The organism is Rhodococcus sp. NPDC003322 (assembly GCF_053589555.1).
In genome coordinates this window covers 833,698-846,605 of the sequence record NZ_JBSFSC010000001.1, presented here as the reverse complement: position 1 = coordinate 846,605, position 12,908 = coordinate 833,698, and the positions used below count along the sequence as shown (strand labels likewise).

The following is a 12,908-nucleotide window of genomic DNA, read 5'->3' as shown; positions in this document are numbered from 1 at the left end:
CCGGGCTGCAGAACGTGTGTGCACACGGGTCTTCGTGCGTGCACAGGGGAGTTCGGCGTGCAGAAGGGGCGTGCATGCCGCAGAACCCGTGTGCACCGGGGTTCTGCCGGGGCGGGTCAGCCTGCCGTCAGGTGGTCGATCAGCTCCGCCGCCGCGGCGCGCCCGCCGCGGTTTGCGCCGATCGTGCTCGCGGACGGGCCGTACCCGAGCAGGTGCACGCGCGGATCGGCTGCGACCTGGGTGGCGAGCCGCCCGGTCATCGTGATCCCACCGCCGGGCCCGCGCAGTCGCAGCGGGGCGAGATGGTCGAGGGAGCTGCGAAAACCGGTGCACCACAGGATCACGTCGGCCTTCTGCTCGGTCCCGTCGGCCCACCGCACCCCGTCGGCGGTGATCTCGGAGAACATCGGCAACCGGTCCAGTGCCCCGCGCTCGCGGGCCGCCCGCAGCGCGGGAGTGAGCGGCAACCCGGTCACCGACACCACCGACCCCGGCGGCAGGCCGCGGCGTACCCGATCCTCCACGATCGCGACCGCGGCGCGGCCCTCGTCGCCGGTGAACGGGGTGTCCCGGAACTCCGGCGCCCGGCGGGTCACCCAGGTCGTGGCGGTGACCCGGGAGATCTCGTCGAGCAGCTGCACCGCGGAGATGCCGCCGCCGACCACCAGGACGTGCTTGCCGGCGAACTCGTCGGCGCTCTTGTAGTCGCGGGTGTGCAGCATCCGGCCGCGAAACCTCTCCGCGCCCGGGTACCGCGGCACGAAGGGCCGCTCCCAGGTGCCGGTGGCGTTGACGATGCCGCGCGCCGTCAGGGTCCCGGCGTCGGTCTCCACGGTCAGCGGGCCACTGCGATCATCGGCGGCTCCGACGCGGTGATCGCCGTGATCGCACACGACCCGGGTGTGGACGGGCCGGCGCACCGGCAGCTCGAACCGGCGTTCGTACTCGGCGTAGTACCGCGGTACCGCCTCGGCGGCCTCGACCTGCTCGGGAGCGGACGCGTCGAGTACGTCCGAGAAGGGCATGCCGGGCAGGTCGTGGACCCGATTGACGGTGCTCAGGGTCAGTGACGGCCAGCGGAACTGCCAGGCGCCACCCGGCCCGGGGGCATGGTCGAGGATCACGAACCGGATGCCCGCGTCGGCTCCCAGCTTGCGCAGGTAGTAGCCGGCGGACAGCCCCGACTGGCCCGCGCCGATCACCGCGACATCCACGGACTCGAGCATGCTGGCAACCTCCCAGGTCAAAACGGTACGGTCACCATCATGATCGGGACCAGCCGGGACGGCGACGTGGTGACCCTGGAGTTGCAGCGCGAGGAACGACGGAACGCGCTCAACACCGAACTGTGCGTGCTTCTGCGGGACGCCGTCGACGAGGCGGTCGGCGACGGCGCGCGGGTGATCGTGCTGACCGGCCAGGGCAGCGCGTTCTGCGCGGGCGCCGACCTGTCCGGCGACGTGTACGCGGACGGTTTCACCGACACGCTCCTGGAGATGCTGCACACCGTCGACTCGGCGCCGATCCCGGTGATCGCCGCGATCAACGGTCCCGCCGTCGGCGCGGGCACCCAGTTGGCGCTCGCGTCCGATCTGCGGGTGGTCGCGCCGGATGCGTTCTTCGCGGTGCCGGCCGTGAAGCTCGGCATCTCCGTGGATTCGTGGACCGTCCGGCGCCTGGTGTCCCTCGTCGGTGGTGGACCGGCCCGGACCGTCCTGCTCGGCGCGGAACAGATCGGTGCCGACGACGCCTACAACTTCGGTCTGGCGAACAAGATCGGCGACCTGACGGTCGCGCAGGACTGGGCCAAGCGGATCTCCGCGCTGGCGCCGCTGTCGCTGCGGCACCTCAAGCTCGTGCTCAATGACGATGGCACCCAGGACGAACCGACACCGGAGCAGCTCGAGGCGCTGCACGCCGCGTGGTCGAGCGAGGACATGCTCGAGGCGTCGCGGGCCCGGCAGGAGAAGCGCACTCCCACCTTCCGGGGGCGCTGAGGTGCGGGCGCGGGGAGCGGTCGTCGCGACGCTCGCGGCAGTCGGTGCCGCGGCGCTCGGGCGCGCGGCGTGGGGGGTCCCCGGACAGATCGGTGCCTCGGTCGCGGCGATCACACCGCGGGCGACCGGCTCGTCGCGCTACCGGGACAACCGATTTCACAACACCGACCCCGGCACCCAGATCGTCCGAGGCGACGAGTCGAGCCTGCTGTCGTCGGTGCTGACGCGACGCGGGCTCGGCCGCCCTCGTCGCCCGATCCCGCTCGCGACGCCCCTGGCCCCCGCCGAGGCCGCGGAACTCGCCGTCACCTGGTACGGCCACGCGAGCGCTCTGGTCGAGATCGACGGGTACCGGGTGCTGACCGATCCGGTGTGGAGCCAACGGGTTTCGCCGTCCACCGTGTTCGGCCCGGCCCGGTTGCACCCGACGCCGGTGGACGTCGCGGCGCTGCCGCGGGTGGACGCTGTGCTCATCTCACACGACCACTACGACCATCTCGACAAGGCCACGGTCACCGCGCTGCTGCGCACCCAGGACGCACCCTTCGTGGTGCCCAAGGGAATCGGGGCGCACCTGCGGCACTGGCGGGTGCCCGAGGAGCGGATCGTCGAACTCGACTGGGACGAGCAGACGACCGTCGGCGAGCTGGTCCTCACCTGCACCGAGGCGCGGCACTTCTCCGGGCGCGGCCTGCGGCGCAACACCACCCTGTGGTCGTCGTGGGCGGTGCGGGGGCCGAGTCACAGCGTGTTCTTCGGCGGCGACACCGGTTACACGCCGCGGTTCGCGGAGATCGGGGACCGGCACGGCCCGTTCGATCTGACGCTGCTGCCGGTCGGGGCGTACGACGAGCACTGGCCGGACGTGCACATGAACCCGGAGGAAGCGGTGCGCATGCACGCCGACCTCGGCCTCGGGGACGCCGCGGCCGGAGTGCTGGTGCCGGTGCACTGGGCGACGTTCAACCTGGCGTTCCACCCGTGGGCGGAGCCGATCACCCGGCTGCTCGCCGCGGCCGAGCCGCTCGGCACCACCGTCCGGGTGCCGATGCCCGGCCAGCGAATCGACGTGCTCCGCCCGAGCACCCAACGTCACTGGTGGCTCAGGCTGGCATAACCTGACTGGCATGGCCAACGACGAGACCCGCGCTGTCGGGACCCTCCCGCCCACCGAGGTGGACGTTCGGACCGGACTGACCGCCGCCGAGGTGGCGCAGCGCCGCGCGGACGGCAGGACCAACGATGTGCCTGGTCGCGCCAGCCGCTCGGTCCGGGAGATCGTCCGGGCCAACGTGTTCACCCGGATCAACGCCATCCTCGGTGTCCTGCTGGTGATCGTGCTGGCGACCGGATCGATCATCGACGGCATGTTCGGGTTGCTGATCATCGCGAACAGCGCGATCGGCATCATCCAGGAGACCCGCGCGAAGCGCACCCTCGACAAACTGGCGATCGTCAGCCAGTCGCGGCCGGTCGTCCGCCGCGACGGCACCGCCTCGGCGGTCGCGCCGAGCGACGTCGTCCTCGACGACATCATCGAACTCGGCGCCGGCGACCAGGTGGTGGTCGACGGCACGGTCGTCGAGGGGGAGCTGCTCGAAATCGACGAGTCGTTGCTGACCGGCGAGGCCGACCCGGTGCACAAGCGGCCCGGCGATCAGGTGCTCTCGGGCAGCTTCGTGGCGTCCGGCAGCGGCGCCTACCGGGCGACCAAGGTGGGCCGGGACGCCTACGCCGCCAAGCTCGCGGAGGAGGCCAGCAAGTTCACCCTGGTCCACTCGGAGCTGCGCAGCGGCGTCGACAAGATCCTCAAGGTCATCACGTACATGATGATCCCGGCGGGTGCGCTGATCATCTACAACCAGCTGTTCGTCAGCGAGCAGAACCTGGGAGAGGCCCTGAGCGGCATGGTCGCCGCGTTGGTCCCGATGGTGCCCGAGGGCCTGGTGCTGATGACGTCGCTGGCGTTCGCGGTCGGTGTCATCCGGCTCGGCCGCAGGCAGTGCCTGGTGCAGGAACTGCCTGCCATCGAGGGCCTGGCCCGGGTGGACGTGGTGTGCGCGGACAAGACCGGCACCCTCACCGAGAACGGCATGCGGCTGTCCGAACTGCGGCTGCTCACCGCCGACGAACCGGGCGGCGCCAAGGCCCGGTTGGAGAACGCGCTGGCCGCGCAGGCGGCCGACGACCCGCGGCCGAACGCGAGCGTGCAGGCGATCGCCGAGGCGTTCGACCACGACCCGGGCTGGACCCAGACCGCGGTCGCGCCGTTCTCGTCGGCGAAGAAGTGGAGCGGAAACTCCTACAGCGACAACGGGAACTGGGTACTGGGCGCGCCCGACGTGCTGCTCGACCCCGAGTCGGAGGCGGCCCGCACCGCGGAGTCGATCGGGGCCACCGGGCTGCGGGTGCTGCTGCTCGGCGAGAGCGACCTGCCGGTGGACGACGCGGCGGCGCCCGGCCGGGTCACCCCGCGGGCGCTGGTGGTGCTCGAGCAGCGGGTCCGGCCCGACGCGGCCGACACGCTCGCGTACTTCGCCGAGCAGAAGGTCGAGGTCAAGGTCATCTCCGGCGACAACGCGGTCTCCGTCGGCGCGGTCGCCGGGTCCCTCGGGCTGCCCGGCGGGGACCGGGCCGTCGACGCCCGCGAGCTGCCGGAGGACCGTGAGGCGCTCGCCGACGTGCTCGACTCCTCGACCACGTTCGGCCGGGTGCGCCCGGACCAGAAGCGGGCGATGGTCGGGGCTCTGCAGTCGCGCGGGCACACCGTCGCGATGACCGGCGACGGCGTCAACGACGTGCTCGCGCTCAAGGACGCCGACATCGGCGTCTCGATGGGATCGGGCAGCCCCGCCACCCGAGCCGTCGCGCAGATCGTGTTGCTGGACAACAGCTTCGCCACGTTGCCCCACGTCGTCGGCGAGGGCCGCCGGGTGATCGGCAACATCGAGCGGGTCTCGCAGCTGTTCCTGACCAAGACGGTGTACTCGGTGTTGCTGGCGCTGCTCGTCGGCCTGTCCGGGGTCGCCGCACAGCTGTTCGCCTTCGATCCGATGCCCTACCCGTTCCTGCCGCGGCACGTGACCATCGCGGCGTGGTTCACGATCGGCATCCCGGCGTTCATCCTGTCCCTCGCGCCGAACAACGAGCGGGCGCGCACCGGCTTCGTCCCCCGGGTGATGCGGTTCGCGATCCCGTCGGGACTGGTCATCGGCATCGCCACGTTCGTGTCCTACGCCCTCGTCTACGCCGGCCCCGAGCAGACCGAGACGCAGCAGGTGCAGGCGGGCACGACGGCGCTGATCACGTTGATCATGATCGCGCTGTGGGTGCTGGCGATCGTGGCCCGCCCGTACGTGTGGTGGAAGATCGTGCTCATCGCCGGATCCGCCGCCGGGTATGTGATCTTGTTCTCGATTCCCTTCGCCCGCGAGTTCTTCAAGCTCGACCCGTCGAACGTCGCGGCGACCACCACCGCGTTCGTGTGCGGTGCGGTGGGCATCGTTCTGGTCGAAATCGGCTGGTGGGTCTCGGGACGTCTGCACGGGGAACATCGGCGGCTGTTCTCACTGCCGGAGACCCCCAGCCGGTCGGCGGACTGACCGCGCCACGCCGGGAGGATCGATGTCGTGGCAAACAAACGGCACACCTGTGAAAATGGGGGAACGCGGGGGAGTGACCCCCGGCAGCTGGGTGTGTGCTCTGTGCACTGAGAGGAGACGGCATGGGCTTCGAGGACAAGGTCAAGGATCTCGTCGACAAGGGTAAGCAGCTCGTCGCCGACAACGCCGACAAGATCGAGGACGCGGTCGAGAAGGCCGGCGACTTCATCGACGAGAAGACGGGCGGCAAGTTCGCCGAGCACGTCGACAAGGTGCAGGACGCCGCCAAGAAGATCCTCCCGGACAGCGACCCGGTCGACGAGGTCAAGGACGCCGCCGCGGACGCCAAGGACGCGGTGCAGGACGCTGCCGCGGACGTCAAGGACGCCGCCGCGGATGCTGCTGACAAGGTCAAGGACGCCGTCGACGGCAAGTAGTCATTCCGCACAGGAGCCGCAATGTCCGACCGCACACCCACCGCGGACCGCCGCGTGGAGCTGATGTTCGATCGGGATTGCGGCTTCTGTGTGTGGTGCGTCGGGTGGCTCGGCCGGCTGGACCGCCGCGGTCGGGTCACCGCGACACCGCTGCAGGCGCCGGGCGCGGTCGACCACTTCGGGGTCAGCCTCGATCAGGCCCTCGAGCAGGCCTGGGCGCTGGACTGGCGCGGTGAGCGGCATCACGGAGCCGGCGCCGTCAACGCCGCCCTGTCGGGGATTCTCGGCAGCCGACTTCCCTTGCGCGTGTATGCGATTCCAGTCATCCGCCAGTTACAGGACGTGCTGTACCGGATCGTCGCACGGAACCGCCACAGGCTGCCCGGGCGGGGCGGGAGCTGCGCGCTCGGCTGACGCCGATCGACGACATGAACGGGGGCACGGGCAATGCCCGTGCCCCCGACTCATCGGACTCCCTACGCCACCTGCAGCTCCAGCTCGCCGTCGGCGACCTCGACCCGGACCTCGGCGCCCTCGGCGATCACGTCGTCGATCAGCAGGTCCGCGACCCGGTCGTCGACGACCCGCTGGATCGACCGGCGCAGCGGCCGGGCCCCGAACTCGGGCTGGTGCCCGTGCTCGGCGATCCAGTCGACGGCCGCGTCGCTGAACGTGATCCCGATGCCCTTGTCCGCCAGCCGCTTCCGGCTGTCGTCGAGCATGAGGTCGGTGATCCGGTGCAGCTGGTCGGCGTCGAGCTTGCGGAACACCACGATCTCGTCGATCCGGTTCAGGAACTCCGGCCGCATCGATTCACGCAGCCGGGCCATCACCCGGTCCCGCAGCGGCTTCTCGGCCGCGGCCTGATCGCCGGTGATGAAGCCGAGTGCGCCGCCCTTGCTCGAGATCAGGTCGGAACCGAGGTTGCTGGTCATGATCACCACGGTGTTGGTGAAATCGACCGTGCGACCGTGACCGTCGGTGAGCCGGCCGTCGTCGAGCACCTGCAACAGGGTGTTGAACAGGTCCGGGTGCGCCTTCTCGATCTCGTCGAGCAGGATCACCGAGTACGGGTTGCGCCGCACCTGTTCGGTGAGCTGGCCCGCCTCGTCGTAGCCGACGTACCCGGGAGGGGCGCCGACCAGACGGGAGACGGTGTGCCGCTCGCCGAACTCGCTCATGTCGAAACGGATCATCTTGTCCTCGTCACCGAACAGCGACGCCGCCAGTGCCTTCGCGAGTTCGGTCTTGCCGACGCCGGTCGGGCCGAGGAACAGGAAGCTGCCCACCGGACGATTCGGGTCGCCCATGCCGGCCCGGGAGCGGCGCACCGCCCGCGCGACCGCGTGCACGGCGTCGTCCTGGCCGACGACCCGCTGATGCAGCTCGTCCTCGAGCGACCGCAGCCGGTCCTTCTCCTCCTGCGTCATCCGGCTCGCCGGGATGCCCGTCGCACGCGCCACGACCTCCGCGATCGACTCGGCCGTCACCTCGGGGGTGTCGGCGGACGCCGAGGTCGCCGTGCCGTCGATCCGGCTCTGCACCTGCGCGATCCGGTCCCGCAGCTGCGATGCCTTCTCGTACGCCTCGTCGGCGACGGCCTGCTCCTTGTCCTTCTCCAGCTGTGCGAGCTGGGATTTCAGGGCGTCGGTGTCGACCTTCGGTGAGCGCAGCGACAGCCGGGCGCCGGCCTGGTCGATCAGGTCGATCGCCTTGTCCGGCAGGAAACGGTCGCCGATGTACCGGTGCGAGAGTTCGACGGCGGCGACGATCGCGTCGTCGGTGTACCGGACGCCGTGATGCTCCTCGTACCGGTCCTTCAACCCGGACAGGATCGTGATCGCGTCCGCCGTGCTCGGCTCGTCCACGATCACCGGCTGGAACCGGCGCTCGAGGGCGGGGTCCTTCTCGATGTGCTTGCGGTACTCGTCGAGGGTGGTGGCGCCGACGACGTGCAGATCCCCACGTGCGAGCTTCGGCTTGAGGATGTTGCCTGCGTCCATCGCGCCGTCCGCACCCGCGCCTGCCCCGGCGATGGTGTGGATCTCGTCGATGAACACGATCAGTTCGCCCTTGTGGGCGGTGATCTCGTCGACCAGCTTCGTCAGCCGCTCTTCGAAGTCGCCGCGGTAGCGGGTGCCGGAGACCATCGACGACATCTCCACCTGGACGATGCGCTTGCCGAGCAGGCGGTCGGGGACGTCTCCGTCAACGATGCGCTGCGCCAGACCCTCCACGATCGCGGTCTTGCCGACACCGGCCTCGCCGATCAGCACCGGGTTGTTCTTGGTGCGCCGGGACAGGATCTCGACGGTCTGCTCGATCTCCAGTGCACGACCGATCACCGGGTCGATCTCCCCGGCGCGGGCGCGCGCGGTGAGGTCGACGCCGTACTGGTCGAGCGTCGGGGTGTCGGTCGGGTTCTCGGCTGCGGTCTCGGGGCCGGCCTGGACGGCGCGCTGCAGGGACTCGAGAGTGATGCCCAGCTCGGCGAGCACCCGGCCGACCTTGTGGTCACGGTCGGAGGCGAGCGCGAGGAACAGGTGCTCGGGGTCGATGTAGGTCGAACCGAGGGCGCGCGCGAGCTGGTGCGCCTCGAGCAGCGCGGTCTTCAGGGCCGGGCTCAGCGAGGGCGAGGCGGTGAATCCGTCGCGGCCCTGCGGCAGGAGTGCCTCGGCGGCCTCGGCCACGGCCGACGGCTCGGCGCCGGAGCGCTGCATCAGGGTCCGGATCGGGTCCTGCCCGGCCATCACGTGGATGACGTGCAGGGCGTCGAGTTCGGCGTCACCGCGGCCCGCGGCGAAGCGGGCGGCCGCGTTCACGAGCTCCTGGGTGGACCGGCTCATGAGTCGGCTGATGTCGATGCGGCCGGGGCCCTGGGGGCCGAAGAATGCAGGCATTGACGAGCCTCCTGAAAGTTGAGTGATTCTGACTCAACTAACGTGTCTGATCCGCAATCAATTCCCGGGTGGTGAGATCGAGCTGTGATCCGCGGCACGACACCGTCCGGTGCGGGCCGCGGAGCGGCGCGAGACCGTGGGCGCGACGTTCACGGGAGCAGCCGGGCGCCGCGGCGCCAGACGGCGCGGGTGTCGAGCGTGTCGCTGATCGTCGTGGTGGGGTCCCCGGCCACCAGGACCAGGTCGGCGCGCAGTCCCTTCGCGATCCGCCCACGGTCCGTGAGGCCGAACCGGCGTGCGGGCGTACTGGTGGCGGCGCGCAGGGCCTCGACGGGGGTGAGGCCGGCGCGGACCAGGTACTGCAGCTCCTGGTGGACGCTCGCGCCGTGGGCGAGGCCACCCATGAACTCGACCGGAACCGAGGCGTCGGTGCCGACCAGGAGGTCGACACCCGCGTCGTGCAGGGCCTTGACGGAGGCGAGCACGTCGTCGATGTCGCCCTGTGGGTAATGGCCGAAGCTGGAGCGTAGCGTCGCGAGCCAGGCGTCGTCCAGCCGCGAGGACACCCGGGGGTCGGCGGCGAGCTCCGCGCCGGTGATGCCCATCATCGAGGCGTCGAGGACGACGCACGGCACGACGAAGGCGCCGGACGCGGCGATCTGCTCGATGATCCGCGGGGTGTGGGGGCGGTCCATGAACAGGTGGGTGAGGCCGCCGATGCCGGCGTCGATCGCCATCCGGGTCGCGTCGATCGTCAGGGCGTGCGCGACCGTCAGCATGCCGCGCCGGGTCGCCTCGGCGACGCCCGCGTCGAGGGTGGCCTGGTCGAGCATGGGGATTCCTGGGTGCCCCTCGACGCTCCCGTCGTCGACCATGAACTTGATGTAGTCCGAACCCGCCTCTATCAGTTGCGGGATGTAGGCGACCGCCTGCTCCGGGGTGGTCGAGTACGGGATCAGCGGCGGTGCCTGCCGGGCACCCGCGGGAGGACGGGCGCCGGGCGGCGGGCCGGGGTGGAAGTCCTCGGGGAAGAGCTCGTCGGGGTGGCCGCCGGGTGGGGTGATGGCGAACCCGGAGGAGCGGACGTCGGCCACGGTGTCGTCGTCCTCGATCGGTGCGCGGTTCGGGCGCGTGTTGGTGCCCTGCATCTCGAGTTCGGTGGTCACGCCGAACCGGAGGGCGACCGCCAGACTCTGCCGGCTGGTGTGGACGTGCGCGTCGATCAGGCCGGGCAGCAGGGTCGCTCCGGCGGCATTGACGATCTCGGCACCGGGCGGGACGGGTCCACCGACGGAAGCGATGGTCGGGCCGTCGATGACGACGGTGGTCGCCTCCAGCACCTCGACTCCGTCGAAGACGTTGGCGTTGACGATGGCGGTGGTGGGCATGGTGGTCCTCCTTCGGGGGGGTCGGGGAAGCGGTCTGTGGTCACCGTATGGCATGACGAACATGTTCGCAACGAACATGTTCGTTCCGAGATGCAGATCTTGCGAACGTGTTCGTTAGGGTTGGGGTCATGGCCGCAGTTCGAAGCAGGCGTGAGCGCCCCGCGAAGCCCGCACTCTCCCGCGAGTGGATCGTTGCCGAGACGATCGAGATCATGCGGGCAGAAGGCCTCGACAAGGTCACGATGCGTCGCGTCGCCCAGGCGCTCGACACCGGCCCGGCATCGTTGTACGTCTACGTCGCCAACGTCGCGGAGCTGCACGCGGCAGTCCTCGACGAGCTCATCACCTCGCTCCAGCCCGGCGACGGCGACTGGAGGACACGACTCGAGGGCCTGCTCTGCGGCTACGCCGACGTGCTGTACGCCCACCCGGGCCTGGCCCGATCGGCGCTCGTGATGCGTCCGACCGGCCCGGCCGCGCTGCGCCTCTACGACTGGATCCTCGCGCTGCTGCTGGAAGGCGGGATCGTCGCGAGCCGCGCCGCATGGGGCGTCGATCTCCTGTTGCAGCACGTCACGGCCACCGCCGCCGAGCACGATGCGCCGGCCCGAGGCGACGCCCGCGACTCCGCCGCTGACAAGGTCCACGCGCTGGCCGAGGCGTTCCGCGCGGCCGACCCGCAGGCCACGCCGCACGTTGCGGCACACGCCGGGGAGCTCGTCTCCGGAACACCGAGCGAGCGGACCCGCTGGGCGATCCGAGCCCTCGTCGCAGGCATCGCCGACACCCCGGTCCCCGCGACCGCGGCGACGGGACCGGACGCCGGGGAGCACGCCTGAGCGCTCCGCTCGGTTGCGCGTTGGCCCGGGCGGCGCGTTTCGGCCGCTGACGGCGCGATCCCGGCCGACTGTCGTAGCGTTGTCCCGTGACAGTCCCCAACTCCCTCGACCGGCTCCGGGCACTGTGCCTGCGCCTGCCCGAGGCCACCGAACGGATCAGTCACGGTGAGCCCGCGTGGTTCGTGCGGCGGGCGCCGCAGTTCGCCACCTACGCCGACCGGCACCACGACGACCGGGTTGCGTTCTGGGCGGCCGCACCGTCCGGCGCGCAACAGGATTGGGTGGCCCGCGACCCGGGGCGCTTCTTCGTACCGCCCTATGTCGGCGGCCGTGGCTGGATCGGGGTGTATCTCGACGTCGGCGCGAACGGCATTCCCGGGCAAGAGGATTGGCGGGACATCGAGGACATCGTCGAGGACGCGTACCGAACCGTGGCCCCGAAGACGCTGCTCGCCCGGCTCGACACGCCTGCGGGCGAGCGCTGATGTCCGGGACCGCCCTCGTTGCGTTGCTGGTCGCGGTGGCGGTCGTCGCCCTCGCTGCGGCGATGCTGCGCCTGCGCACCCGCCGCACCCTGACCACCCCGGAGGAGCGGGCCGTGCACGCGACCCTGCACACGGCGTCACTCGCGGCGCGGCCACTCCGGCGCGGACTGGACGCCACCTCCGCCGCCGAGGCGGCGCCGCACCTGCGCCGGCTCACCGCCGCCGATTCGCTGGCCCTCGCCGACGGCGACGGCACCGTCCTCGCGTGGAACGGTCCCAACGACCATCTCACCGACACGTTCGCGGTTGCCGCCCGCGCCGCCGCCGAGACGGGTCGGCGGGAACTCATCGCCCACCCGGACCCGGGGATCCGCGCGTTGATCGTGCAGCCGCTGGTGGTCGACGACGTCGGGGTGGTCGGCGTGATGGGGGTGCTCACCGGAGCCGAACCGGGGCCCGGGATGCTCGGGGCCATCAGCGAGGTCGCGCGGTACGCGTGCAGCCAGATCGAACTCGCCGAGCTCGACGCATCCCGCGCCCGCCTCGACCGCGCCGAGGTCCGCGCCCTGCGCGCCCAGATCAGCCCGCACTTCATCTACAACGCCCTCAACACCGTCGCGTCGTTCGTGCGGACCGACCCGGATCGGGCCCGCGAACTGATCCTCGAGTTCGCCGACTTCACGCGCTACTCCTTCCGCTCCGCCGGCGAGTACACCCTGCTCTCGGACGAACTGCGCAACATCGACCGCTACCTGACCCTGGAACGGGCCAGGTTCGGCAGCGCGCTCGAGGTGCGCCTGCAGGTGGCACCGGAGGTGCTCGGCGTGGTGCTCCCGTTCCTGGCACTGCAGCCGCTGGTCGAGAACGCCGTACGCCACGGCCTCGCCGGGCAGACCCACGGCACCGTCACCATCGTCGCCGCCGACGAGGGCACCGACTGCGTGATCAGCGTCGAGGACGACGGGGTCGGCATGGACCCGGAGCTGCTGCGGTCCGGCTCGCTCGACGCCGTCGCCTCCGGCACCGGTGGTCCGGCCGCGAAGGAATCCGCGCACGTCGGGCTCGCGAACGTCGACGACCGGCTGCGGGCCGCGTTCGGCAACGACTACGGCCTGGTGGTCGAGACCGCACCCGGCGCGGGCACACGGGTGAGCATGCGGGTGCCGAAGTTCCGGCCCGGGATCCGGGTCTGAGGGTTCCCGGCTCCACCGGACGGGGCCCGAAGGTCCCGGCTACGCCGGACGGTGCCCGGGGTTCCCG

11 protein-coding genes are annotated in these 12,908 nt (G+C 71.0%); 8 read left to right on the top strand and 3 right to left on the bottom strand.

Annotation, left to right across the window (positions count from 1 at the left end; translation table 11 throughout):
- Window positions 1-116 precede the first annotated feature (116 nt).
- Window positions 117-1,226 (bottom strand): NAD(P)-binding domain-containing protein, encoded by a 1,110-nt coding sequence (locus ACWDUM_RS03915; RefSeq protein ID WP_450132951.1) that lies wholly within the window; start codon window positions 1,224-1,226, stop codon window positions 117-119.
- Between the two features lie 39 nt (window positions 1,227-1,265).
- Here ACWDUM_RS03915 and ACWDUM_RS03910 point away from each other — a divergent pair, with 39 nt between their 5' ends.
- The 5 genes from ACWDUM_RS03910 (at window position 1,266) to ACWDUM_RS03890 (ending at window position 6,450) form a co-directional block, all read left to right on the top strand.
- Complete coding sequence (locus tag ACWDUM_RS03910; RefSeq protein WP_450113371.1) at window positions 1,266-1,997, top strand: enoyl-CoA hydratase; 732 nt, start codon at window positions 1,266-1,268, stop codon at window positions 1,995-1,997.
- Between the two features lies 1 nt (window position 1,998).
- The gene (locus ACWDUM_RS03905; RefSeq protein ID WP_450132950.1) at window positions 1,999-3,114 is read left to right on the top strand and encodes an MBL fold metallo-hydrolase; all 1,116 of its coding nucleotides are present in this window, start codon (window positions 1,999-2,001) and stop codon (window positions 3,112-3,114) included.
- A 10-nt stretch (window positions 3,115-3,124) separates the two neighbouring features.
- Window positions 3,125-5,599: a cation-translocating P-type ATPase gene (locus tag ACWDUM_RS03900; protein WP_450132949.1), complete on the top strand. Its 2,475-nt coding sequence runs from the start codon at window positions 3,125-3,127 to the stop codon at window positions 5,597-5,599.
- A 122-nt stretch (window positions 5,600-5,721) separates the two neighbouring features.
- Complete coding sequence (locus tag ACWDUM_RS03895) at window positions 5,722-6,036, top strand: antitoxin (RefSeq protein WP_450132948.1); 315 nt, start codon at window positions 5,722-5,724, stop codon at window positions 6,034-6,036.
- Window positions 6,037-6,057: 21 nt separating this feature from the next.
- Window positions 6,058-6,450: a thiol-disulfide oxidoreductase DCC family protein gene (locus ACWDUM_RS03890; RefSeq protein WP_450132947.1), complete on the top strand. Its 393-nt coding sequence runs from the start codon at window positions 6,058-6,060 to the stop codon at window positions 6,448-6,450.
- 62 nt (window positions 6,451-6,512) lie between these two features.
- On the opposite strand, the gene ACWDUM_RS03885 is transcribed toward ACWDUM_RS03890, so the two are convergent.
- Both ACWDUM_RS03885 and ACWDUM_RS03880 read right to left on the bottom strand, forming a co-directional pair.
- A complete protein-coding gene (locus tag ACWDUM_RS03885; RefSeq protein WP_450132946.1) occupies window positions 6,513-8,936 on the bottom strand; it encodes an ATP-dependent Clp protease ATP-binding subunit in 2,424 nt (807 codons plus the stop codon).
- Window positions 8,937-9,085: 149 nt separating this feature from the next.
- On the bottom strand, window positions 9,086-10,324 hold the full coding sequence (locus tag ACWDUM_RS03880) for an amidohydrolase family protein (protein ID WP_450132945.1): 1,239 nt from the start codon (window positions 10,322-10,324) through the stop codon (window positions 9,086-9,088).
- A 128-nt stretch (window positions 10,325-10,452) separates the two neighbouring features.
- Between ACWDUM_RS03880 and ACWDUM_RS03875 the strand changes: the two genes are divergently transcribed.
- The 3 genes from ACWDUM_RS03875 (at window position 10,453) to ACWDUM_RS03865 (ending at window position 12,841) form a co-directional block, all read left to right on the top strand.
- On the top strand, window positions 10,453-11,163 hold the full coding sequence (locus tag ACWDUM_RS03875; protein ID WP_450132944.1) for a TetR/AcrR family transcriptional regulator: 711 nt from the start codon (window positions 10,453-10,455) through the stop codon (window positions 11,161-11,163).
- A gap of 86 nt (window positions 11,164-11,249) precedes the next feature.
- Window positions 11,250-11,648, top strand: a complete 399-nt coding sequence (locus tag ACWDUM_RS03870) for an MmcQ/YjbR family DNA-binding protein (RefSeq protein ID WP_450132943.1) — start codon at window positions 11,250-11,252, stop codon at window positions 11,646-11,648.
- Window positions 11,648-12,841: a sensor histidine kinase gene (locus tag ACWDUM_RS03865; protein ID WP_450132942.1), complete on the top strand. Its 1,194-nt coding sequence runs from the start codon at window positions 11,648-11,650 to the stop codon at window positions 12,839-12,841. Before ACWDUM_RS03870 ends, ACWDUM_RS03865 begins: the two co-directional genes overlap by 1 nt.
- The last annotated feature ends 67 nt before the right edge of the window (window positions 12,842-12,908 follow it).

Bases quoted from the DNA above. Each gene is read 5' to 3' on its own strand.
- ACWDUM_RS03865 (WP_450132942.1), top strand. From the start codon at position 11,648: ATGTCCGGGACCGCCCTCGTTGCGTTGCTGGTCGCGGTGGCGGTCGTC.
- ACWDUM_RS03900 (WP_450132949.1), top strand. From the start codon at position 3,125: ATGGCCAACGACGAGACCCGCGCTGTCGGGACCCTCCCGCCCACCGAG.
- ACWDUM_RS03895 (WP_450132948.1), top strand. From the start codon at position 5,722: ATGGGCTTCGAGGACAAGGTCAAGGATCTCGTCGACAAGGGTAAGCAG.
- ACWDUM_RS03890 (WP_450132947.1), top strand. From the start codon at position 6,058: ATGTCCGACCGCACACCCACCGCGGACCGCCGCGTGGAGCTGATGTTC.
- ACWDUM_RS03910 (WP_450113371.1), top strand. From the start codon at position 1,266: ATGATCGGGACCAGCCGGGACGGCGACGTGGTGACCCTGGAGTTGCAG.
- ACWDUM_RS03875 (WP_450132944.1), top strand. From the start codon at position 10,453: ATGGCCGCAGTTCGAAGCAGGCGTGAGCGCCCCGCGAAGCCCGCACTC.
- ACWDUM_RS03915 (WP_450132951.1), bottom strand. From the start codon at position 1,226: ATGCTCGAGTCCGTGGATGTCGCGGTGATCGGCGCGGGCCAGTCGGGG.
- ACWDUM_RS03885 (WP_450132946.1), bottom strand. From the start codon at position 8,936: ATGCCTGCATTCTTCGGCCCCCAGGGCCCCGGCCGCATCGACATCAGC.
- ACWDUM_RS03880 (WP_450132945.1), bottom strand. From the start codon at position 10,324: ATGCCCACCACCGCCATCGTCAACGCCAACGTCTTCGACGGAGTCGAG.